The organism is Paenibacillus terrisolis, assembly GCF_056171975.1.
In genome coordinates this window covers 80941-104676 of record NZ_JBKFGG010000002.1, presented here as the reverse complement: position 1 = coordinate 104676, position 23736 = coordinate 80941, and the positions used below count along the sequence as shown (strand labels likewise).

General features: G+C 49.9%; 19 protein-coding genes and 2 pseudogenes. 19 read left to right on the top strand and 2 right to left on the bottom strand.

Features of this window, described 5'->3' with window-relative positions; translation table 11 throughout:
- The first annotated feature begins 20 nt into the window (after positions 1-20).
- From ACI48K_RS03115 to ACI48K_RS03070, 10 genes and pseudogenes are all read left to right on the top strand, one after another.
- Complete coding sequence (locus ACI48K_RS03115; protein ID WP_475026139.1) at positions 21-3275, top strand: RHS repeat domain-containing protein; 3255 nt, start codon at positions 21-23, stop codon at positions 3273-3275.
- A 42-nt stretch (positions 3276-3317) separates the two neighbouring features.
- Positions 3318-8324 (top strand): RHS repeat-associated core domain-containing protein, encoded by a 5007-nt coding sequence (locus tag ACI48K_RS03110; RefSeq protein ID WP_475026138.1) that lies wholly within the window; start codon positions 3318-3320, stop codon positions 8322-8324.
- A 15-nt stretch (positions 8325-8339) separates the two neighbouring features.
- Positions 8340-8666, top strand: a complete 327-nt coding sequence (locus tag ACI48K_RS03105; protein ID WP_475026137.1) for a hypothetical protein — start codon at positions 8340-8342, stop codon at positions 8664-8666.
- Between the two features lie 730 nt (positions 8667-9396).
- Positions 9397-9588: a colicin E5-related ribonuclease gene (locus tag ACI48K_RS03100; protein ID WP_475026136.1), complete on the top strand. Its 192-nt coding sequence runs from the start codon at positions 9397-9399 to the stop codon at positions 9586-9588.
- 14 nt (positions 9589-9602) lie between these two features.
- A complete protein-coding gene (locus ACI48K_RS03095) occupies positions 9603-10085 on the top strand; it encodes a hypothetical protein (protein ID WP_475026135.1) in 483 nt (160 codons plus the stop codon).
- Positions 10086-10819: 734 nt separating this feature from the next.
- Positions 10820-11155, top strand: coding sequence for a hypothetical protein (locus ACI48K_RS03090; RefSeq protein WP_475026134.1), 336 nt, complete (start codon positions 10820-10822; stop codon positions 11153-11155).
- A gap of 668 nt (positions 11156-11823) precedes the next feature.
- Positions 11824-12003: pseudogene (locus ACI48K_RS03085) on the top strand (RHS repeat-associated core domain-containing protein); the annotation flags it as partial.
- Between the two features lie 434 nt (positions 12004-12437).
- Complete coding sequence (locus ACI48K_RS03080) at positions 12438-13172, top strand: SDR family NAD(P)-dependent oxidoreductase (protein WP_475026133.1); 735 nt, start codon at positions 12438-12440, stop codon at positions 13170-13172.
- 75 nt (positions 13173-13247) lie between these two features.
- Positions 13248-13847, top strand: coding sequence for an NADPH-dependent F420 reductase (locus ACI48K_RS03075; protein WP_475026132.1), 600 nt, complete (start codon positions 13248-13250; stop codon positions 13845-13847).
- A gap of 765 nt (positions 13848-14612) precedes the next feature.
- Positions 14613-15224 (top strand): TetR/AcrR family transcriptional regulator, encoded by a 612-nt coding sequence (locus tag ACI48K_RS03070; RefSeq protein ID WP_475026131.1) that lies wholly within the window; start codon positions 14613-14615, stop codon positions 15222-15224.
- A 412-nt stretch (positions 15225-15636) separates the two neighbouring features.
- Here ACI48K_RS03070 and ACI48K_RS03065 read toward each other — a convergent pair whose 3' ends face one another.
- A complete protein-coding gene (locus ACI48K_RS03065) occupies positions 15637-16350 on the bottom strand; it encodes a hypothetical protein (protein ID WP_475026130.1) in 714 nt (237 codons plus the stop codon).
- A gap of 126 nt (positions 16351-16476) precedes the next feature.
- Between ACI48K_RS03065 and ACI48K_RS03060 the strand changes: the two genes are divergently transcribed.
- From ACI48K_RS03060 to ACI48K_RS03025, 8 genes and pseudogenes are all read left to right on the top strand, one after another.
- Positions 16477-17091, top strand: a complete 615-nt coding sequence (locus tag ACI48K_RS03060) for a class I SAM-dependent methyltransferase (RefSeq protein ID WP_475026129.1) — start codon at positions 16477-16479, stop codon at positions 17089-17091.
- 161 nt (positions 17092-17252) lie between these two features.
- The gene (locus ACI48K_RS03055) at positions 17253-17768 is read left to right on the top strand and encodes an N-acetyltransferase family protein (RefSeq protein WP_475026128.1); all 516 of its coding nucleotides are present in this window, start codon (positions 17253-17255) and stop codon (positions 17766-17768) included.
- Positions 17769-17830: 62 nt separating this feature from the next.
- Positions 17831-18208, top strand: a pseudogene (locus tag ACI48K_RS03050) (methyltransferase domain-containing protein); the annotation flags it as partial.
- Positions 18209-18261: 53 nt separating this feature from the next.
- Positions 18262-19071 (top strand): class I SAM-dependent methyltransferase, encoded by an 810-nt coding sequence (locus ACI48K_RS03045; RefSeq protein ID WP_475026127.1) that lies wholly within the window; start codon positions 18262-18264, stop codon positions 19069-19071.
- Positions 19072-19075: 4 nt separating this feature from the next.
- The gene (locus tag ACI48K_RS03040) at positions 19076-19867 is read left to right on the top strand and encodes a lipid II flippase Amj family protein (protein ID WP_475026189.1); all 792 of its coding nucleotides are present in this window, start codon (positions 19076-19078) and stop codon (positions 19865-19867) included.
- 29 nt (positions 19868-19896) lie between these two features.
- Positions 19897-20205, top strand: a complete 309-nt coding sequence (locus ACI48K_RS03035) for a hypothetical protein (protein ID WP_475026126.1) — start codon at positions 19897-19899, stop codon at positions 20203-20205.
- 54 nt (positions 20206-20259) lie between these two features.
- Positions 20260-20799 (top strand): GNAT family N-acetyltransferase, encoded by a 540-nt coding sequence (locus ACI48K_RS03030; RefSeq protein ID WP_475026125.1) that lies wholly within the window; start codon positions 20260-20262, stop codon positions 20797-20799.
- A 23-nt stretch (positions 20800-20822) separates the two neighbouring features.
- A complete protein-coding gene (locus tag ACI48K_RS03025) occupies positions 20823-21398 on the top strand; it encodes a hypothetical protein (protein ID WP_475026124.1) in 576 nt (191 codons plus the stop codon).
- 68 nt (positions 21399-21466) lie between these two features.
- On the opposite strand, the gene ACI48K_RS03020 is transcribed toward ACI48K_RS03025, so the two are convergent.
- The gene (locus tag ACI48K_RS03020; protein ID WP_475026123.1) at positions 21467-22303 is read right to left on the bottom strand and encodes a helix-turn-helix transcriptional regulator; all 837 of its coding nucleotides are present in this window, start codon (positions 22301-22303) and stop codon (positions 21467-21469) included.
- 135 nt (positions 22304-22438) lie between these two features.
- Between ACI48K_RS03020 and fabF the strand changes: the two genes are divergently transcribed.
- A complete protein-coding gene (gene fabF / locus ACI48K_RS03015) occupies positions 22439-23677 on the top strand; it encodes a beta-ketoacyl-ACP synthase II (RefSeq protein ID WP_475026122.1) in 1239 nt (412 codons plus the stop codon).
- Positions 23678-23736: the final 59 nt, after the last annotated feature.

Genomic DNA, 23736 nt, shown 5'->3' with positions numbered 1-23736 from the left:
ATGGAAATGGAGGAGTTTTAATGGTAACCAGGAAATTGTTTCTTGCTATGCTGACTCTTTTTCTATTGATCGGAAGTGTGGGACCCGCTTCGCTTTCTGCCGAAGGGAGCGAGAGTTCCGAGCCGGTAGCAACCGACAATGCGGGAGTAAGCGATAGCACGAATATGCCTTCTGTGGATATGCCTGCCCCGGATCTGCCCGAGATACCGGCGGAGGATCCCGATGAAAATGCAACCCCCGCTTTGCCGGAGGAGCCGAGCGTGACGGACAGCACATACAACGAGATCATGGCGGTCGACAAGACGGAGCTGGTGATTTATCTGGGGGAAAGCGTTCGTTTTACGAACGATACCACTAAATCAATCTCTCTTTCGACGGATGCAAAGTCTACGAACAACATTCGATATGATTATGTTTCCTTCAATCAGGAAGGAAACGTCAATGGGGATGATATGGACCATACCGGGAGCTTGACGGTATATTCCAACGGCGGTTCCGTCGTGATTACCGTGGATGCCGCCGCTTATCCGGTAACCGTCAGCTTCGCTTCGGAGCTGTCCTTTGCTTACTCTCCGGTTCCCGCCTTGTTGAAGAAAACATTGGTTCGGGGGGAGAGCTTTTTATTTTCCAATCAAAGCGAAACCTCCCGAAGCATCATGAGCGACGCGGCAACGTCAAACGAAAAGCGTTATGATTATGCGATATATCAAAGCGACGGTTCTCTGGAAACATCCGGTCTTGAGGTTTCCACGAAGCCTTCGTTCAGCGTTGGCGATGAAATTGTGCTGACGGGGACTTCGGATGAGCCGGTGATCGTCGCCGTGCCGTATGAAGGGTTCTTCGGATATCCAACCGATGAACCTGCCTACGACAGTGTCCTGCTGTATCCGGGGGAGAGCTATACATTTACGAATGTGGGCACGAAATCGGATCGGGTCGAACATGCGGGGACAACCAAAGACAAATTCGATTACGCGGTATACAACCCGGACGGAACGGAAACCTCCCGGGGAACGAACACATCCACCCTTCCGCAGGTTGCCGTGGGCAGATATGTCGTGCTGACTCTGTTGACTGCAAATCCGGTCAGGGTAGGTGCGCCATACCGAACATTTATGGGAGGAACCCGGGAGGATGACGCGATCAGCCGGGTCACGGTGTCTCCCGGAGAATCCTACAGGTTCACGAACAACGGTACGCTTACCAATCCCGTGAACAACGATGCGAGACAGGTAGACGGCCTGTACGATTATACCGTTTATGAAGCGGATGGCAGCTACTATTCCCAAGGCTTTGACGCCATCAGCACCCCTCAATTGCCCGCCGGAGCCATTGCGATCATCACCGTGCAAGGAACGGCCCCTGTGACCTTTGACTATACGGATGATTTTACCGCCGAGCCCAGTGACGAGCCCTCTCATTTCCGGGTGACTCTTGCGGGAGGAGAGAGCTATGAATTTAAGAATATCTCCTCCCATTTGCGCACATTACGGACGGATGCGGCTTCTTCCAACCGGTTCGACTGGGTGGAATATTATCCGGACGGGACACAGCAAGGGAGAAATGAAAGTACGTATACGGATCCTCAGGTGTCTGCCGGGAATTCGATTGTAGTAACCGCCGTATCGGCTCCCGTAACCTTTGGCGCCAATTATCGCCTGTTCTCCTGGAAGGATAAGCCGGGCGAAGCGATTTCGAAGCAGACGGTCCGATTAGGAGAATCCTATTTGTTTACGAACGCCGGATCCAAGGTGATTACGATCACCAGCAACACCGGCGAAGTCGGCGGGCAATACGATGTCGCTGTCTATAGCGGCGATGGAAGCGTCTATAGAGTCGCGTTTAATGAAACGGGGAACGCGGCCATCCCCGCCGGTGGATATGCGATCATAACCGGTCAATCCGCTAGCCCGGTGACCATTTCCTACACGGATACGATTGCGGTTGAGACAGCGGTGCACCCCGCATTGCTTCGGGCCGCCGTATCTCCGGGCAGTTCGCACACTTTTGAGAACATAAGCGGTGAAATGGAGTCCTTGTACAACGATGCTGCCGCAGGAACGAATGAATATTCCTACGTCATACGCCGTCCGGACGGAACGATTTCTCATGAGAACCCGAGCCAGTATACCTCTGTGCAGGTTTCGGCAGGGTACACCATTACCGTTACTCCGTTGACGGGCGTGATTCATTTCGGAGGAGTTTATACTTCATTTACCGGTACGCCAGGCGAGAACCCCGGGGTGAAGCAAGTAACCTTGGGCAAAAACGAAAGCTACTTGTTCACCAACCTGCTGCCCTCCAGTCAAACCCTGACAAGCAATGCTGAAGCGACGGCGCTCACGATGTTTGATTACTCCATGTACAACCTGGACGGAGAAATCGAGGAAGCCGAATTTGACTATGACGGGAACCTGTCTGTTCCTGCAGATACTCAGGTCGTCGTCACCGTAACGACGGACAGCCCTGTTACTTTCACGTACGGACAAGCTTTTCAGGCAAGCCCAAGCACGGAACCGGCGCTGTTGAAGCGAATGCTCGAACCGGGACAACGGATCGGATTTAAAAACACCGGCAGATTTGGAGCGAAGCTGATGACCAACGCCAGCACCTCGGGAAACCGGTATTTCGACTACAAGATTCTGGATGCCGGCGGGGGTGTTGTTCGGCAGGGAGAACATACGGCGATTTCGTATGATATTCCAGCAGGGGGGACCATTCAACTGAAGACGAGTTCGGCCAACGCGGTCCTGTTCACGGCGCCTTACCGCAGCTTTGAGCTTGTGGATGTGCAGGACTACGTATTTGAGGATTTGCTCCACCGTCAGGTTTTGTATGTTTACAAAGAAGCCGGACAAAACGGATATTATCGTTTTACGGCTCCAGATTCGGGTCATTACCGCTTCGCAACGAAAGAACTGCAGAATTTCGCTTTGCAGCCGGTCATGACGCTGTACGACCAGCCGGATTTGCTTGTGCCGCTTGTCTCAAGCGAAGATGACGAGCAGGAATTCGGCGTCGATTACACAGTGCTGGAAATGGATTTGGTAGGCGGAAAGACGTACTATTTAAAGCTTGCGGAGAAAAATTCCCTTCCGCTTGAACTGCAGCTGATGGTTTCCGTCATGACGGTGGTTCCGGAGGCGACATTCGATTACAGACCGGACGGACGTCTCAATGAGATCGTGTTTCCTACCGGTGACAAGCTGATTTACAACTATGACTCTAATGGAAATCTGAAATATCGAACGAAGAAAGTGTTTCCCTTCCAGTAAAGGACAGGCGGATTAACCATTAAAACTTTCGGGGTGATAGAAATGTTCAAGAAAGTGATCGGTTTGGTATTAAGCCTATCCCTGGTCAGTACGGGCCTGTTGGAAAGCGTGTCTTTCGGAGCCGGCGCGGATAGCGGGAAAACAGAGAATGGGACCGGAGCTTCCGTGTTGTCCGCAGCTTCGGGTTCGGATCAATTTCTAACCGTTTCCGGTATCATGAGCCAATTTGACGTGAGCGAGACATGGATGGAAGAGCAGTTGTCCGAAGGGTACACGCTTTTTCGGATTTATCAAGCGCTGCTGGGTGGGAAAGACGGCTATGAAGCGGCTATCTCCCCGTACAAGCCGGTACGGCGGATTGATCAGGCCTCGGCGCCGCTCAATCCGGCGAAGGAACAGCAGCTTGAAGCGAGGGACAGTGGTTTGAGCATATCGGCTGCGGCTGCCGACTATGATCAGGCGGCCATCGGGCAGCTCTCTCTGCAGGATGAATCCTCTCTGTACGAGACGAGCTATGGTGAAGATTCCGTTGACCTGGCTACCGGGGACGTGAAGCTTCGTATTGCCGATCTCACCTTGCCGGGAGTTCTTCCCTTCACCTTGGCCCGTATTTACGACAGTGCGCGGGCAAGCGAGGACATCGGCGTCGCTTTGGAGAATGGAGCGTATGTGAATCAGACGGGAGTCCGCAGGGAGGAGAAGGACTCCGCCCTGGGCCGAGGCTGGAGATGGGAGCTTCCTTTTATCGAGGAAAGGGAAGATATGCGGATTTTGGACTTTCCCGGTATTGGGCGGTACAAGCTCTCCGGGGATTTGAAGCTGCAAGGTTATCTTTGGAACGATCTTGTGCTGACCGCGGATGCGACCAGGACCGTCGGCGGAACGGCCAGCAAGACGAAGCTGTCGGTGCTGAACGGATATCAATACTATTTCAGCGCATCCGGCGATCTTATTCTCATTACCGATAACTACGGCAACCGGGTTGAATTGTACTATACCGTGGACGCTCAAAATAACGCGACCCTGCTGTCCCGAATCAAAAACAGCGACGGCAATGAGCTGATATTTGCATACGCGGGGGGCCGGATCACAGTCGCCCAGACGGGCACGAACCACAAGATGGAATATGACACCGCAGTCAATGACAATCAACCGGTTTTAAACGAGGTCAAAGACGCGGCGGGGCGGAGCACCAAATATTTTTATGACTATCCGGTGTCCCGGTACAATTTCCTGGCGTCGTTGAAAGATCAGGAGGGATTGCAACCGCTGAAGCATTCCGCGCTGCTGCAGCGGATTATCTATCCCGCCTCGGGGACGGCGGAATTTGATTACGTTCCGGCCCGTAAACAAATCGGCGATTACGCTTCCGACTTTGTCTTTAAGGTTGCCGAGCGCAAAAATGTCTACTCGACACCGCTTGGAGACGTTGTCCTGCAGCCTGCGGAGTTCAGTTATTCGGGTGAAGACCTGAACAGCTTCGGGCAAGCCGCTTCGTGGACCGCAACCGTTGAGGAATCCCGCTTCACGGATACGTTGAAGTTTCGGAAGGCTTTTCAAGGCGAGGGCCGTCCGGATACTGTGTATCTGGATGAGCAGCTAAGTGAAGAAGCGATCGCCGGGTTCAAGCGGCAATTCGGTTATGACGAGGCGACAGGCCGCAACGTGCCGATCCGGGTTACGGAATCCTATTCGCAGGGAGGAACCGAATCGCAGCCCCTGTCGGCAACTTACAGCTACAATGAACAGGGTCAGAAGCTGTCGGAGAATTGGAGCACGGGTCAGGAAATGGTTTACTCATATGCCGTATCTTCAGCCCCGTATTTCTGGTCTTTGCCTGAACAGGTGCAGACCAAAATCAGCGAAGGGCAGAAACGGATCGAGCGTTACGCGTACAATGCCCAAGGAAGCGTATCGCAATCTGCGGCAAGAGAGAACAGCGCAAGCGGCAAGCTGCTGGCGCAAACCGACTGGACGTATGACGCTTACGGCAATCCGTCCGCGGTGAACGTGAAGGACGATAAGCGGACGAATACGGTCAGCTATACCTATGCTTCTCCTTATGGCAAGCATTTGCTCACCAAGCAATCGATGATTATCCATTCCGTTGACGGAACCTCCGCAGAGTCGCAGCAGAACTTTTCCTATACGGCGGCGGGCGAGCTTTTCACGGCGAAAGATGGAGCGGGAGCCATCACCACGTATACGTACGATGCGCTTGGACGAACGATCCAAACCTTGTACAGCGACCAGAGCAAAACGTCGGTTCAATATGACGATGACCATAACACCGTCACCGCGGTCGGGCCGGAAAGCATCACGACCCTGGAGAAATACGATCCGCTGGGTCTTTTGGTCAAAGAAGTGGTGGACGACGCCATTTTTGAATATGTCTACGACGAGGCCGGGAATTTGGCACAGCAAATCGACGCAGAGCAAAACATCACGAAATTCTCGTATGACGGCTTCGGCCGCTTGCTGAAAACTCTTTATGCCGACGGCACCCTGGACGAAACCGGGTATGATATGGTCAACCGCACCGTGACCTACACGGATCCGGCTGGGGTGAAGCTGCGGGAAAGATTGGATTTGCTCGGAAATACGCTGGCGGTGGAGGAATGGAAAGACGGGGCTTTTGCGGCTCTGGAGCAAACCGTTTACGATCTGGCGGGAAATACGGTCTCCGCATCCGACGGCAAGGGTCAGCAGACCTTCTATCAATATGACGCTTTGGGCCGTCCGGTGGCCATCACCGATCCGGAGCAGCGCGTGACCAAATATTCGTACAGCCTGGCGGGCGATTTGGTCAAAACCGAATACCCGGATGGCACTTATGTGGAAAAAGAGTACAACGAAGCCGGGAGCCTGACTCGTCAAATGAATGAGGAACATTTGGTGGAGGCGTTCTATTACGATTCCCGCGGGAACCTGACCCAATCGCTGGATCATGCGAGTCAATTTACGCAATATCAGTACAACAGCGACAACCTGCTCACGAAGATTCTGGCTCCGGGGGAGCAGATCCAGTACACTTATGATACGATGGGACGCCGTACGGGCATGACCGATGCTACGGGCAGCACCACGTATGCCTACGATCCGACGGACGGATCGTTATCCGGGATCCGTTATCCGGACGGAACGCGCATCGAATATACGTACAACAAGCAAATGCGTACGGGGTATACGTTGACGGATGCCTCCGGCAAAGCCGCGGGCGCAAGCTACACGGTGAATGAAATGAACCGCGTCAGCGCTTTGGATGTGGTGCGGGGCAGCGCGCCCGGAGCCAGAGCATCTTTGGCGGCCGCGCCAACCGCACTCGCGGCGATCGACCGGATTACCTTTGATTACAAGGCCAACGGCTTGCTGGAGCAAGGGGTATCCGGTAAAGGACCGGGCACAGCCTACAGCTATGAAGGTTATGATCTGACGGGAGTAACGGTGGATGCCGGAGCCGCGGCCAATGCGAAAAGAGCGGCATCGATGCAGGCAATCGAAGGTTCCGATGACGAGGAAACAGCAACGGAAGGTTTGAACTCCGTCAGTGCGGAAGAGAGCGCCGGGCTCGGGGCTGACGGGGCCGAGGCTGAGGCCGAGGCATCCTCCGGACTTGCCAAGCTGAACGCTGCCGCCGGACATACGTTTACGTATCAGTATGATCCGAACAAAAATATCGTCACCCGCACGCAAAACGGTGCCGCCGACGCGTTCACATACGATCCGCTCAACCGCATTCAGCAGGAAAGCGGCCAGGGAGGCAGCAAGAAATATACCTACGACGCGCGCGGCAACCTGCAGAACGTGGAAGGCCGGAAGCTACGAGGCTTAACGAACGCGGACTTTACCTTTGACAGTTTAAACCGGCTGACGAAGGTCAAAACCGAAAGCGGCAAAGAGGTCAGCTATATTTATAACGGCGATGGCCTGCTGTACGAACGGGTGGAAGGAACGAGCCGGACCCGGTATTATTATGATGAGGAAGCCAAACTGATCGCGGAAGCAAGTGTCAGCGGAGGCACACCAACCGTAACGTATACCTACATCTACGACCTGAACGGACGCCTGTGGTCCCGCGTGGATCAGAAAACGGGCGAGGTGCAGTATTACGAGCTTAACGGACATGGTGACGTTGTTGGCCTGACCGACAGTCAGGGCAACCAGCTCAACACCTACACCTACGACATCTGGGGCAACCCGGAAACGGAACAAGAAACGGTTCCGAACGTGTTCCGCTATTCCGGCGAATATTGGGACAACACGACGGACTTGCAATACCTGCGTGCCCGCTGGTACGACCCGAACGCGGGAAGATTCGTATCGAAGGATCCGTATGAGGGCAACCTCGACAATCCGCTGAGTTTGAACCGGTATATGTATGTGGAGGGCAATCCGCTGAGGTATACGGATCCGAGCGGGAATATGTATACTGAGATTGGGATTTATTATTCTGATTCTGATAGGGCTAGTTTGAAAGGATATCAACAATTATTTAAATTTGGACAATTGCAAAACAATGTTTATCTTATGCAAGCAGCACATGATAATGCCAATTTAATTAGACTTAAGTATGAAGATAGAGTCAATAGGACTTCATATGTTGATTACTATTCAGGTAAACCTTCCAGAACAAGAGCTACGGGATCGTATAGCCGGGACATGTATAACGAATTGATGTACGGAAATGCTAAAGAAATTGGGTTGCTAGATGATCCAATACTTAATGCTATGGGGTTTATTGTTGGTCCCGGAGAGATAAAAATAGCTTATTCTATTACAACAGAGGCTACAGAAGCAATAATAAAACATTGGGGTAAGACTAATGGCAAAAAGGCTTTGGAAGCATTTACAAAATCGGCAACCAAGGGTTTTGTTAGCAAAGAAGGGGCCAATGGATTGAAACAGATAACCGGGTTTTCTAAAAATGGTAAGTATTACTCTGTTGAAATAAAAGTAAAAAATAAGCAATTTGGGGATTACAGAGTATATGGCTACAAAGACGAAACTGGTAATTACATTTTTGATTATTTTGGTAAGGCATTGCATTAATAAAGGGAGGTAACAATGATAGATACAAGAGCTTTAAAAGATTTTGAGTTGAAAGAAAAAGTTTTTGAAAAAGCTGAGACTGGTTTTTGGCAGTACGTTAATACTTGGAAATTGGAAGATCCCGCTGAGTTTTTTGATTCATTCAATTCATGGGATATATCAAATTACAGATTAGAAAAGGAGAAGGTATCACTAATAATTAATTATAGATTTGATAAACCGCTTGAATATGTGCAGACAACGTTAAATGTCATAAGTAATGGGGTACTAGTGGCACAATATCATTATCTTCAGACTCTTGACGGGGAAGTAATGGATGATGTATTAAGTTTTGAAAAGTAAAAATCTATCTCGTTCAAAAGGCCGATTTCAAGTCAGATCGGCCTTTAACATCAATTAGTTTGGTCAAGAGTTTATCAGCAATACAAGTTAAATGGAGTAGTTCCACATCTTTACATCTACCGGATAGCTGGAATTTATTGCCAACATAAAAACAAATCAAAGAGCGTGACAAACTGACCAAGTGGGAAAGCGAACTACAAACCATTCAGCGCAAGCTTTATGAGGACAATGCATTGGGACGAATTTACGAATGAGCAGTACGTGGCGCTGTCACGAGATTTCACAGCTGAGTGAGCCCTACTAAAGGAGAGGCCCGTGATTATGCCATGGTCTCAAGAGAAACTAAGATCATTTGTACGCTTTGTTAGATACCTTCACTATTTGCGCTATGAAAGAAAGAATACATTTGATACTTCTAATTTGCTTATAGTGACTAAAAATCAAATGGAAACAGCAATTCAAAATAGAATAGGTAATAGAGATTACTAGATAGTGATTCGATGAAGCATCAATTTCTGATGACACCTCATTTATGCACAAAGTATTTGTTCTCTGTCAAATAGTAGATATTGAAAGGGAAGATGGAACAGCAGGGGATGATCTCTGCGTATTTTTACCTCGTTAAAAATAGATTACTCCGCTGAAGTATGCGGATCCGAGCGGGAATTTCAAATGAAAAGCTTGATTCGACCTTGAAGGACTATCTTCAAGGTCTTTCAATTGAGACACTATGAATAATTCTTATACAATTAGACAGGGGACAAATAGAACCACAGGAAATTCAACTACAGTTCACTACAACAAAGATGGCTCACATGTAATTGTGGATGATGGTACAGGGAAAGTAATCCAAGTAAGTGACAGGAATAATCCGAATTGGAAACCGGACTCATCAGTCAAAAACCCATATATTCCAAAGTAATGGAGGTGCAGTGAGTGGAATTTTTGTCATTATGTTTAGAAGAATTAAGCAGGAATGAGAACGGAATAATTCACGAGTATGGAGGGAAAACATATTTTTCGTTAGAATGTTTAAAATCACTATCGAAAATAGTAGATAACATTGGTACTATCTCAGAAATAGTAGTTACACCATATTATTTTTTCGGAGAACAGATACTTGAGTTGTATGACTATACTCTTTCTATTAGAGTAGTTGATTCTTTGCAATCAAGAGAACAATTTTTATTGGAGGAGACAGGGAAAACCAGTGTAGATGAGATTGACTTGTCAGTAATTGAGAAATTGGACAACACATACTACGAAGTTTTAAAAGAGGACATCCAGACATTTCTCAAAGGCTTGGAGAAATATGTTAGTTTTATGAATCAAAGAGAAAGAAGTATATTACTTACGGTGAGAGATGAAGTAAATTCCAATAATGAACAAGAGATTGGGATATTTTTTGAATTGATTTAGACTCGACTAACCTTGATGGGCTTCGTGCCTTTCAAGGTTTTTCTATGGTGGAGCTAGCCAGTGACGAATGAACCCTCACGAACCAGGCTAACATTGGGCCAAGTCATCGGAAAATATAAAGGAGGATGGAAGTTTGATCGAACGACCAAAGGTTATTACCAGGCGCAGCAATATTATCTTGTCTGATATTATAGTACTAAGCCCTAGGAGCGATTGGACGAGGGGGCATTAGGAAGTAATTCGTATCTTATATTCAAGTTGGATTCATTACGGAAGAAGGGCAAAGATTTATCCAAACTAACCGTTGCCGAAATGGACCAGATGTCTTTTGATAATGCGAGCTTGTGGTTTAAGGGGGACACAGCCGCTCTGGGAGCATTTAGCTTGTATGGCTCTGTTTCTGGTTCTTATAGTGCTGCTAAGGGTTTAGTCAAAGATACGGGTAGCATTTCCAAGAACACCGCTAACTTGAGAGCTTAGGCAAAATCAAAAGGATGGGTACAACAAAATAGTTCAGGAGGCGTTGAGCAATGGGGGGTAAAGAATGCAAATGGAACGTTTAGTTGGAGATTGAAGATTAAACCTGAGGCAAGTACAAGGGAAGGACTGGAAACAGGAAGCAACCAACCTCGCTTCGATGCCCGATTAAATGATACAGGAACTTACATTAATCCATTTACAGGGCAAACGGGTGGCAAGAATGTTGGAACGCATATTCCATTAGGGAAGTGATAATGATGAAAAAGAACAAACTGTTGGAGATACTAGCAGACCCATCGGCATCAGATGCAGAAAAAGATGACGCTGTAATTGATTTGGGAAATAATTTCCAAGACGATGATACAGTAGATATTTTAATAAAAGTGTCTAATGAAAGTAACTGTGACGAGATGATTGCGGCAAGCTGTGGTGAGTCTATAGGTCAAATATGGATAGCAATGCAACAGATAAACTATGACAAGCTAACTCATCTAAAAGGCGTTGCTTTAGCAGAAGTTATTTCTCTTATTAAAGCGCAACGCCCTGATTGGTACGAAACATATATGGAATTGTACCCTCAATCTAAATAGCATGAGTCTATTACCCTAAAGTCAAATTCTTTAGGGCTTTCTTTTTTGAAGGAGGTACATTGTGAAATAAAAGATTTTGATTCAGACGCATATATTATGATTGAAATGGATAAATTAGGTCATATTTTTATTTACGGCTTAATTGGAGGAAGCCATGAAGAGCATAGTGTAAAGTTTAAATATAGTGCTGACCAAACAGTGTTAGTTAGCTTTATGCAGTTATTTAAAGTGTTATCGTAGTAAGGTTAATCAGAAAAATATTCTATTACCCCAGGAAGCTACTTACAGTCACCGTAGCTGAAAATTTAGTTGTATAAAATCGACCTTGATTGGTTTCATACCTTTCAAGGTTTCTTTTTTATTAGAGATGTCCAATGTCGATTGAATCCTTACTTCGTGATAAGTGAGTTTTCAAAGTGATATGTAACCGGATTAAAACTCCAAGTGCTCTTGTGATTAATATAATTATCTTGAACTAGTGGATCAAATTATAAATAATTATTTAAAAACCGGAGGTAAATAAGGAGGGTATAAGATTGAATCAATTACAAGAAAGTTTAAACCAATTATGGTCAGGAACAATAAAAAAACATAGTTGACTTGTATAACCATACTATTGAATTTGAAGTAGATACTTTAAATGACGGAAAAAGTTATTCTCATAATTTGAAATGGTTCCGAACGTGTTCCGCTATTCCGGCGAATATTGGGACAACACGACGGACTTGCAATACCTGCGTGCCCGCTGGTACGACCCGAACGCGGGAAGATTCGTATCGAAGGATCCGTATGAAGGCAGCCTCGACAATCCGCTGAGTTTGAACCGGTATACGTATGTGGAGGGCAATCGGTATTCTGTTTTTTACTAGATAAACATAAAAACATGGAAAGCAGTAACAAATCGGCATGAAAAGCCACCTTTGAAATTAAAATCGAAGGTGGCTTTTCATATTGGATTTTAGGCGGTTCAGCTCTTTCCAGCTTGGCGGTGTCGTTGGCCCGTTGGGTTGAAAAGTCGCGGTCATTCTCATCGTCGATATTTCGCATGGACGCATCGACACCATGTTCGGCGACGACGTCACGCGCGACTGCAAATAGATGACTGTAATTTTTTCTGGCATTGGCTCGCATGGTGTCTTGACAATCGGATCAGTGATCCGTTATAATTGGTTCACTGATCCGTTTTTGATAATTGGTAACTGGATCAGTGAAATCCATAAGATACAGCAATCTGTGCAAATCGGCCAGAGATGCTGTCCAAACAACGAAAGGGTGAAAATTCATGGGAAAGCTTGAAGGTAAGGTTGCAGTCATCACGGGGGGCGCTACCGGCATCGGCCGCGCCGCAGCAAAGCGCTTCATCGAGGAGGGCGCCCTAGTCTTTATCTTCGGCCGCAGGCAGGAAGCGCTCGACGCCGCTGTGGCCGACCTTGGGCCCAATGCCCGCGCGGTGAAGGGTTCGGTTTCCGATCTGGCCGACCTCGACCGACTCTACGCGGCGGTGAAGTCCGAGCGCGGAACTCTCGACATCGTCTTCGCCAATGCCGGGGCGGGAAGCCAGCTTCCGCTCGGCGAGATCACTGCTGAACACATTGACGAAATCTTCGACACCAATGTGAAGGGTTCGATCCTCACGGTCCAGAAGGCGCTACCGCTGATGGGCCAGGGCGGTTCGATCATCCTAACGGGATCGAGCGCTGGCACCACGGGCGCCCCGGCAATGAGCGCCTACAGCGCGAGTAAGGCGGCAGTGCGCAACCTCGCGCGAACCTGGGCGGAGGACCTGAAGGGCACCGGCATCCGGGTAAACGTGCTGTCGCCCGGAGCGACGGCAACCGAGCTCGCGAAGGAATCGCTAGGCGAGGAGGGCCAAAAAGTCTTCGCCTCGATGACTCCGCTCCAGCGCATGGCAGATCCGGCGGAGATTGGGGCTGTGGCCGCCTTTCTCGCATCATCGGACAGCAGCTTCATGACCGCCAGCGAGGTCGCCGTCGACGGCGGTCTAGCGCAAATTTGACACGCTACGCCCGGCCGGTCACTCCATTCGATACTCGGAGCCCGTAGGGCGTGGTAAACCGAAGGAGAAGAATATATGAGCTACGCAATTATTGGCTTCGGCAAGATCGGCCAGGCTCTTGCTAACGCGTTTGCCCGAAGCGGCATCGAAGTATCCGTTGCAACCACTCGCGACCCAGAAAGCTTTGCATCCGCTGCGGCCGCGATCGGACCAGAGATCATTCCCAAAAAATTGGCGGACGCCGTCAAGGCGGACATCATCTTTTTAGCTGTCCGTTTCGAGTCGCACCCGGATGTCGCGAAGGCGCTCCCCACCTGGCAGGGGAAGACCATCGTCGATGTGACCAATGCCTACGGTGTGCCCCCTGAGGAACTGGGCGGACAGCCTTCTTCCAAGTTCGTCGCGCAGGCCTTCACTGGTGGACGATTGGTCAAGGGCTTCAACCATTTGGTGGCTGCCGTCCTTGACCAAGATCCGGCCGTTCATGGTGGCAGGAGAGTCGTGTTCCTGGCGAGCGACGATGACGGCGCAGCAGCGGAGATTGCTGCGCTTGCGGAAAATCTCGGTTTCGCGCCGATCAAACTTGGCGGGCTTTCGGAAGGCGGACTGCTTGTGCAGGCGCGCGGAAATAGCTGGGGTCAACTGATCTTTAAGGATTTGGTCAAGCCCGACTGATGAATCGTGATCGCACATTTCGATGCGATCCTGCCTCGTGGACAAAGGGCAGCCACAGTTTGAATGAAGCGAGGGCGACGCCGGTAGACAGACGCTTGCCAATCATCTGGCGTGTGCGCGCTTGTGGGTCTTTCTGACGTCTTCCAGCTAGGGGAGCTGACGGCTAGGCACTCCTGATTGCGCACCTAGTCGGGCGTGAGGGTCGGGCTAAGGCGCTCGGCCCTCGCCTCCTTCGCCAGCGTTTGCCGCTGTGCGAAGGAGAAGGCGCTGCGGAGCTCGCGCATGGACGGTTTGAACGCCGAGACTATGAAGCTTCGGTCGTGGCCTGCACCGTCGCACTTGCGGCTGGCCCGATGGTGTGAAATCAAAGAATTCGGTGCGAAATGATGTAATTGGACAAAAGTTGAAAGGCTATGACGACCAAGGAAGAAATGATGGAGATACTGACGAGGAAGATTGAATTTGATATAATAATAATGCAGCACATTGGAGTTGATATTGGATCATGGCTGGGTCCTTAGGGATTCGGCCTTCCCTCGATTCATAATAAAAGCCTGGCTTGTGGTTTATCACATGCTAGCCTTCGGTATTTTTAAGGGATAATGTTACGTAAGCAATACTAATGTTTCAATTTCGCTTCGATGGGAAGAAATGAGAGGTCGCATCCGGCGTGAGGCTGAAAACGATAAATTGTGCGATTCAATTTTTCCTACACTACCCTTTTGTGGTTTTTACAAATCAAGTTATAACTAGGCAGGTGAAAACATGATGCGAGCCGACGCCAGAAAAAATTACAGTCATCTACTTGCAATTGCGCGTGACGTCGTCGCCGAGCATGGTGTCGATGCGTCCATGCGAGATATCGCCCGCCGGGCCGACGTTGGGTTGGCCACATTGCTTCGTCATTTCCCGACGCGGGAAGCCTTGTTCGAAGCGTTGCTGCGTACGAATCTGGAGGCACTGACGCAGAAGGCAGGCGAACTCGAAACGTCGAAACCACCTGACGAAGCGCTCGTGTCCTGGGTTCGCGAACAAGTGGCTTTTGTCCAAAGCTATAGCGGCGTTGTCTCCTTGATGGCGAGCGCCCACGCGGACCCGGACTCTGCGCTTTACGCTACATGCGCAGCGGTGCACTCAGCGGGCGAGCGACTATTGCTCCGAGCTCAGACCGAGGGAACGGCGCGCGCCGATATGAATGGGGACGACTTGTTCGCCCTGATATCGGCGCTCGGCTGGCTTGTCGGCCAGCCTTCATTCGCGCCACGGACCGACCATCTCTTCAATGTTATCACGAGCGCCATCTGGATCGGTGATCCGCAAGATACAACAATCTGTGCAAATGGGCCAGAGACGCTGCCTAACACAACGAAAAGGTGAAAAGTCATGGGAAAGGCTGAATAAAACGATGTTGACAGCGTTCATGTAATTCGATTGTTGGCTTATTCGCAGGATCTCATGGATAGGTAGAAAGCAAAATGGATACTAGACTTCGATAGAGAAAGAATTGATAAAGTATCTAGCGGAAAAGAAAGTTGACTAAAAACATAAATTTGATTTGAATTTTAAAATTAAATCACTCTTTGTATTTTATGAAGAATTGCCGAATGAATAAAAAGCATGTACTCCAAATTACTCTTTTCCATTACAAAGAGCAGGTCAATTATGGTCAGATACCACCATAATCGACCTGCTTTTTAACAACAACGCGCTTTTGTCGTTTCTATCGTTTTTAGCACAAGGATGTTGTTCTACATCCATTATCGAGCAGATGGAGCTCTTTAGGGAATGGTTACAGTATTACGGCACTAGAGCGCGTTTTTAGGCCCGCCCGCTTAGCCTCCCGAATCGAATCCAGCAAAGCGGTCATCCGCCCGGGAATTTCGGCCTTCAGTTCTTCCCAGGTCACGAACATCGAGTCATCCCAATCACAGGGCATATATGTACCCGCAATTTCAAAGCGGAAGGTTTGCAGCTGCCAAGCGGCAAGCTCATCCGCGTCTGGAGCGGTCTTGTAGGTGCCTTTTAGCATGTCCGGTTCCAGAACCCCGTCCTTCCCGGCATGAATACCAACCGCTTCGCGATAAGTAGGTATCAGCTCAAAAATTTCTGGCATCGGCGAGAATGCATGTTTTCCCGGCTGTGAGTATAGGGTAATGCGGTCATCCTGGCCGACATTTATTTTGCCCGGCGCGATGCCTTTGAGATACCAGCCGTGAAAGCTGGCTTCACAGTCCACCACGCTTCCTTCCGGCGATAGATAAACCCAAATATGCTCCAAATCGTAAAGATGTTCAATATCATAGTCCCAATAAATGGCGTATTCCACGACGATGGCGACCTTCTCCCCGTCTACTTGAATGGTGCGGTTAAACGAAGGGGACGGTCCGGTTTCCTTCAAGACGGAAACGCCGATCCTAATGGGGCGGAACGGTTCATTCTTGTCGATAAGCATCCGCGGGATATGGCGGACGGCCAGATCGCGCCAGTCTTCTTTTTGCTGCATGTTGATCTGCCTCCTTTTTCTTAAGCATACCAGAGATTTCTTCGTGGGATATGAAATTGGCGATAGATTCTGTCTAGCCGATTGAATATAATCAAAAAAAATAGACTTCGACAGGGAGCTGATCATATGAAGGAAATTTTCAAACATATTCCGTTGTACCGGTTTCTTATGTACTGCAATGAAACGGATATGGAACGAACGGTCCTGGATTGCGGCGCGGGCGGAGACACTCCGCCGTTGAGCCTGTTCCAGGAACATGGATATACGACGGCCGGCATTGAGTTCAGCGCGGAGCAGTTGAATCTGGCCAATACATACGCGGAGAAAAAAGCTCAGCAGCTTCACATTCGGCAGGGCGACATGAGACAGTTATCCTTTGACAATGAATCTTTCGGGTTCGTCTATTCCTATAACTCGATATTTCATATGCGCAAGGCGGAAGTCGAGCAATCGGTTGCGGAACTTAAGCGCGTACTTAAGCCAGGCGGATTGATGTTCGTCAATTTTTTGACAACCAACGATTTTCGCTGCGGAATGGAGACGGATTTGGGTAATCATCAGTATGAGCAAATGGAGGATGGCGCGCCCGTCATCCATTCCTATTACGGGCCGCAGGAGCCTGACGCCATGTTAGGTGATATGGAATTGCTTTACAAAGAAGACAGAGTGCTTGAAAGAATTTTTGAAGGGGAGAGAATCAGACAGGGGTTCGTCGATTATATTCTTAAAAAACGCTCTTAACTCTTCCATTTGCCATTTGGGGGGGTGACTTTCCTTAAAGGCTGGTTGTATAATTGTGGAATATATTTAGCCGACACACGATCCGACTGCAGAAGTTATTGTCTACCGCCGGATCGTGTTTTTTTATATCCGTCCAATCCATATAGAAGGGATGCTTGAGCATGCTGATGAATCAGGTCGTCATCCGTCCGGCGAAGCTGGACGATATGGAAGACATCCGGGAAGTGGCGATAGAGACGTGGAACAGCACTTATGAAACGATCTATTCCGAGGAGTACATCGCGAATTTTTTGAACCAGGTTTATTCCCTCCCCAATTTGGAGCGCAGCATTCTTATGGATGAAGTGAGGCCGATCCGCAGATTTTTGGTTGCCGAATTCGGCGGGAGAATCATCGGTTACGGCCAGCTATCGGAGGTTCAAGAAGGCAAAACGGAGTTGACCCGGGTATATATCCTGCAGGAGCATCAGAGACAGGGGATCGGCAGGGCCATGTTGAATGAGCTTGTAAAGCTGGATCCGTCGATTCGGGAAGTGTTCGCCTGGGTGGAGCCCGAGAATAAGATCGGCTCCAAGTTCTACGAAACCAACGGCTTTATTTTTACTGAGGAAAATGAAGAAATGCTGTTTGGGGAGCGGACTTTGCTTGCCAAGTACGTGAAAACGATAGAGGGCTGACTGTTGGGAAAGGTGGATGACACCACTTATGGACCGGATCATGCAAATCCGAATGGAAGAGAAAAAGTATCGAGCATTTCCCGATCGCCGAGGGAAGCTATGATCTGATTATTGCGGTTTCGGCGTTGGAGCATCTTCGTTCCAAAACCGTGCTTGAAAAGAAGCTCCGTGAAATGGCTCAGGGGACAAAATCCTCCGGAACCGTCTGTATTGTCATCAATTCCCATATAACGGAAACCTTGATCGGTTCGGATTCCCTATTGGAGCCGATGTTTGAAGTGAATCTGGCACCGGATGAGTTGCTTGAACTCCTCAAGCTGTCGTTTCGGGGATGGCATATTCAACAAAGGAAGGTTAAATTCCTGGAATTTGAGATCGACCGTAACGGCCATCCGGTCAAGCTGGCTTCCGACTGCGTTACCTTTGTTGCTAAGGCTTGATGCGCGGTTATGTTTTCACTTTTAAATATACCTTGGAGAGGGAGCTGGAGAAGATGGAAAACGTTGTGGAGAATTACTATAATGACAACGCGGAGCAGGAATGGGATCGGTTAAGCAGTCCGTACAGGCAGGTGGAATTCAACAGCACTTTAAGGCTGATCGACAAGTACCTGCCGAAATCCGGAGCCATTTGCGATGTCGGCTCGGGACCGGGAAGATACTCGATCGAATTGCTGCGAAAGGGATACGAAGTTACCTTGTTTGAGCTTTCTTCCGAGGAGCTTAAGCTGGCGGAGAGCAAGATCGGAGAGCTCGGTCTTCGCGCCGAAGCGTATATTTGCGGTAATGCGCTCAATATGCACGTGCTGGAATCGGAAAAATACGATGCCGTGCTGGTGATGGGTCCGTTGTATCATGTGCATGAGCAGAAGGACCGCTTAACCGTCATCCGGGAAACTTTAAGATCGTTGAAACCCGGAGGAACCGCTATTTTTGCCTATATCAATTCCTGGGGGGCCTTAAAGGTCGGAGTGACGGAATTCGCCGATGAATATCGGGACATCGGCCGGCTGCGCCAATATTTGCAGGAGCAAAAGCTGGACGAGGATCAAGGATTCACGAAGGCTTATTTTACGACGCCGCCTCAAGCGCTTCAAGAAGTGGAGCAAGGCGGATTTGAAATCGTTTCTTACGCCGGGGTAGAGAGCTTTTTGGCCGGCCTGGAGCCGCAAGTGGCCCGCCTTTACCGTGAGGACCGGATCGTTTACGATCATTTGATCGAGGTTGCCGCTGAAACCTGCGAACAGCCGCAATATCGCGACGCAACGGAGCACATGCTTATTGTCGCCAGAAAACGGGGATGAGCTCTTGACGGCAAATCTGATCGTCGTATTTGTGCTGACCATGATCATTCATACGGCGGAGACGTTGTCCTATTCGGTTCGCTATGCCGGGGTGAAACTGAACAAAATTGCCGTGGCGCTTTCCCTGACGGGAATCATTGTTCTCGTCTCCAGAACGGCCAATTTAATTCAGGCCCCGCTCACGGCAAAATTCATCGATTATGCAAAACATCACCCGGAATTTGAGGTGCTGGGACCGTTAAGAATGGTCTTGCTGGCAGGCACTGCCGGGACAGTATGCGCGATTCTGCTGTTTCCGACCTGCGTCAACCTGTTTGGCCGGGTCATCTCCAAGCTGGAGGTGGCGGGTTCCATCCCCAAGTTGGTGACCAGCGTTACGGTCGGACAACTTAAAAATGCCCGGCATTATGTCAAAAAGCCAAACTTCAAATGGCGCCAATTCAGATACTTGGGAATCCCCAAACGGTTTATTTTGCTGAATATTCTGGTGACGGCTTTTTATACCGTGGGCGTGCTGGCTTCCCTGTATGCCGCTTATCTGCTCCCTGAGCTGAGCACAACGGCCTCCCAGGCTTCCGGGATCATTAACGGGATGGCGACGATTTTGCTGACGATCTTCATCGACCCGCAGCTCGGGCTCATCACCGAACGAGCGTTACATCACGAAGAAACCAAGCAGAAACTTGGGAAAATCTATACGCTGCTGATGGTGTCCCGGATGTTTGGCACGCTGCTCGCCCAGGCCGTTCTTATTCCTGCGGCATACCTGATCGGCATTCTGGTACAATGGATCTAACCGCTAATCCGTGAAGGAGGAAAAGGAACATGGTCAAGCAAAGAACGCTGCTTTTTTTGATTCTTACCCAAATCGCCTATCTGGCGTTTACGTTTGTCTGGCTGATTGTGTTAGGCATCTCCGCCTTACTGTTTGATTCGCCCGGCTCGGACAATCAAATCGGGATCGTCATCCTTTTCCGGTACCTTCAGGTCTACCCGGCTTTTCTTCTGCTGGCGCTCATTTTAAGCTGGTATTCCTTCGCCAAACAGCGGTGGAAGCCGGCCGTAATCTGGAACCTCATTCCTTTGTTATGGGTTGTTCCGTATATTGCGATTTTGTTCCTTGCTTTTTCATAATCGGGATCAAGGGATCGCTTCTATAAAAAGAAAGAAGGAAGGAAGGAAACTGCTATGCCTTACTTGCATGGGAACCGCATTACACTTAGAGAATACCGGATGGAAGACCTGCCTCACATCAGGCAGTGGGCGAACGATGACGAAATAACGGGCGCTTTAAGCACGTTGTTTACGTTTCCGCACACCTACCATGAAAGCGAGTCATTTCTCCGAATGATGGTCGAGAAAAAATCGGAAAGCCGCGGTTTTGTGATCGCGGAGAAGGATACGCTGGGTTACATCGGACAAGTTGATTTGCAGAGAATCGACTGGCTGAACCGATCCGCGATTTTAGGAATCGTCATCGGCCGTAAAGACCTGCTTGGGCAGGGTTACGGGCGGGAAGCGATCGAACTGACGAAAAAATTCGTGTTCCGGGAACTGAACTTGAATCGCCTCGAACTGGAGGTTTACGATTTCAACGAACGCGCATACCGCTGTTACTTAAGCTGCGGCTTCAAGGAAGAGGGCCGGCTCCGCCAGAAAATATTTAAAAACGGCAAGTACCGCGATGTAATCCTGATGAGCATCCTCGCGGAAGAATGCCGGTTTTAAACCCGAGCGGGTGCAAGCGTACCTTGGCTGTTCTGACTAAAGTCCGTCCCTATGCGATTTTGGGAATCATCCTCGCGGCCGCTTTTTTATGGTTTTATCCTTTTCCGGAGAAAATCAATCGAGAGGATCCCGCCGTTCAATTCCGCGCCGAAGCGGCTTCGCAGTTCGAAAAAACAACCGTCTCCGTCCAGGGAACCTTGTACCGGCCGATTCTCCGCAAGCCTTATTTCAGAGGCCGAGTTTCGATCGGCAAATATGAATTTACGCAATCCTACGATCGCTCCGACGTTACCTTTGACAAGCGGTTTGGCAAAAATGCAGCCTTGCTGACTTATACCGATTTTGCGGATGGGAAAGTAGAGCTCGTCACTTTCGGATATTTATGGGAAGCCGACAATTTTAAACAGATTGCCTTCTACCCTTATGATCCTGTCGGACCTGGCGATTCGATCACCACTCTGACGGATTTAGTGATCGCCTCCCCGGCTGCAAGGGTCGAAGAAGCCAAGTCCATTGCGAAAAAAATGCAGTCGGCGATGCGCAAAGCCAAGGCTGACGCATACACGTATTCGCCATTGTCCCGCTTGAATTTTGAATAGCGGCGAAAACCGCGATAAAAGCCGCAGAGCCCTGCGGCTTTTTGGCGTTTGTCGAGCCCCTCGTTTCATTATCCCTCCAGCAGTTTTCTCAGCTTGGTTTCCGTAGAGGTGCCTTCGATTGGCGTATAGATACTGCACCGAAGGTCGGCATCTCCCTGAACCTGCAGGGAGGTCAGGTTAAACAGCATTTTGCCGCCTCTGGCGTGGCGGAATTCGATCATGACCTCGGGCGCGGCGCTGACTTCGCTTTGCATCCACAATTCGTGAAACTCCGGATAGCTTTGCGTCATTTGCTCAATAAACCGTGAATACCATGGATCGGCGACATACTGGCCGTAGTAGGCCCGGAAGATAGCCATGAACCCTCTGGCAAAATGCTGCCAGTTAACCGCAAGGCTGCGCAGCTCTTTTTTGGCGAACAGCAGGGAAATGAGGTTCCGTTCTTCCTCGGGAATCCGCTGAAAATCAAGAAAGACCTGGCAGGCGGCCGGATTCCAGCCTACGATATGGCAGTGCCGATCCGAAATGATTGTCGGGCAGTATTTCAGTTCCTGTAAAATTTTGTTTAGGGACGGTGTGATCACGGCTTTTTTCTCTTGGACAAGCTCGGGGTGGAAGCCGTTGTCGAGCGCGAGATCAAATAGATATTTACGTTCGTCGGCGTTCAGTCTCAAGGCTCCGGCGATGGAGTCCAAAACCGCTGAGGACACTTTGATATCGCGGCCCTGCTCCAGCCAGGTATACCAGGTTGTGCTGACTCCGGCCAGTTGGGCGACCTCCTCGCGTCTTAGACCGGGAGTTCTGCGGCGCGAGCCGACCGGCAAGCCGGCCGCTTGGGGCGACAGTTTGGAACGTTGGCTTTTCAAAAACTCGGACAGGGCCTCGAGTCTCGGTTCGGTACCCATGGGATGCCACCTTTCGATGCGTTTATTGTATTACCTATTATACTAGGATAACTAAAAACTTGTAATAGGATAAAGAAAGGATACAATTAGGGACATCGGCTGCTGCAAAGGCGGCAGTATGAAGGAGGAATAAGCATGGAAAGAGTCGTCATCACCGGAATGGGGATCATTTCCCCGTTAGGTAACGATGTTGAGACATTTTGGAGCCGTTTGAAAGCGGGCCAATCGGGGATCACGCCGATTGATGCATTTGATATAACCAATTTCGGAACGAAAATTGCCGGACAGGTTCGGGGATTTGATCCCGAGGCGCTGTTTGGCCGGAAAGAAGCCAGAAAAATGGACCGGTTTTGTCAGTTTGCCCTGTATGCCGCCGAGCAGGCGCTGGGCGACGCCGGGATCGAGCCGGAACGGCTTGACCGGGAACGGTTTGGGGTATATGTGGGATCGGGCATCGGAGGGATCGAAACGCTGGCCGACAATGTGAAGCTGCTCGAAGAGCGCGGGCCGGGCAGAGTCAGTCCCAGCCTGGTTCCGATGATGATCTCCAATATGGCGGCTGCGCAGATCAGCATTCGTTTCGGCGCGCTTGGACCTACGTTGTCTCCGGTAACCGCTTGCTCCATCGGGAATACGTCGATCGGCGAAGCCTCCCGGCTGATCCGCAGCGGCGAGGCCGATGTCATGATCGCCGGCGGCTCGGAAGCGGCAGTGCATCCTTTGGCGCTGGCTAGCTTCGGAAACGCGACGGCGCTGTCGAAGCGAAACGACGAGCCGCAAAAAGCCAGCCGTCCGTTTGATGCGAACCGGGACGGGTTCGTCATGGGCGAAGGCGCGGGCATTCTCGTGCTGGAATCGCTGGAGCATGCGCTTCGCCGAGAAGCGCGGATTTACGGGGAAGTTATAGGATACGGCGCCAGTTCGGATGCCTATCATGTTGTGGCTTCCCATCCGGAAGGTGAAGGGGCCTATCAGGCGATGCGTAAAGCGCTAAAATCGGCGGGATTGTCACCGGAGGATGTCGACGTCATCAGCGCACACGCAACAAGCACCTATGTCGGAGACCTCGGGGAAACCAAAGCGATCAAGAAAATGTTCGGCGAGCAGGCGGGCCGAATCCCGGTTACCGCCAATAAATCGATGATCGGCCATATGTTCGGGGCGGCGGGAGGAGCGGAGGCGATTGCGCTTGTGCAGACGTTAAACGAGGGGATTATTCCTCCGACGATCAACCTGGAGCATCCCGATCCGGAATGCGACCTTGATTATGTGCCTAATCAGGCCCGGACCGCGGAGCTGGAAATCGGTCTGTCGAATTCCTTCGGGTTTGGGGGACATAACGCGGTGATCGTGCTGCGAAAATACAAGCATTAGACGAGTCGAACCAGAAGTAAACCGCTGCACCATAAAATAGCGGCACGTTCTGATCTTAT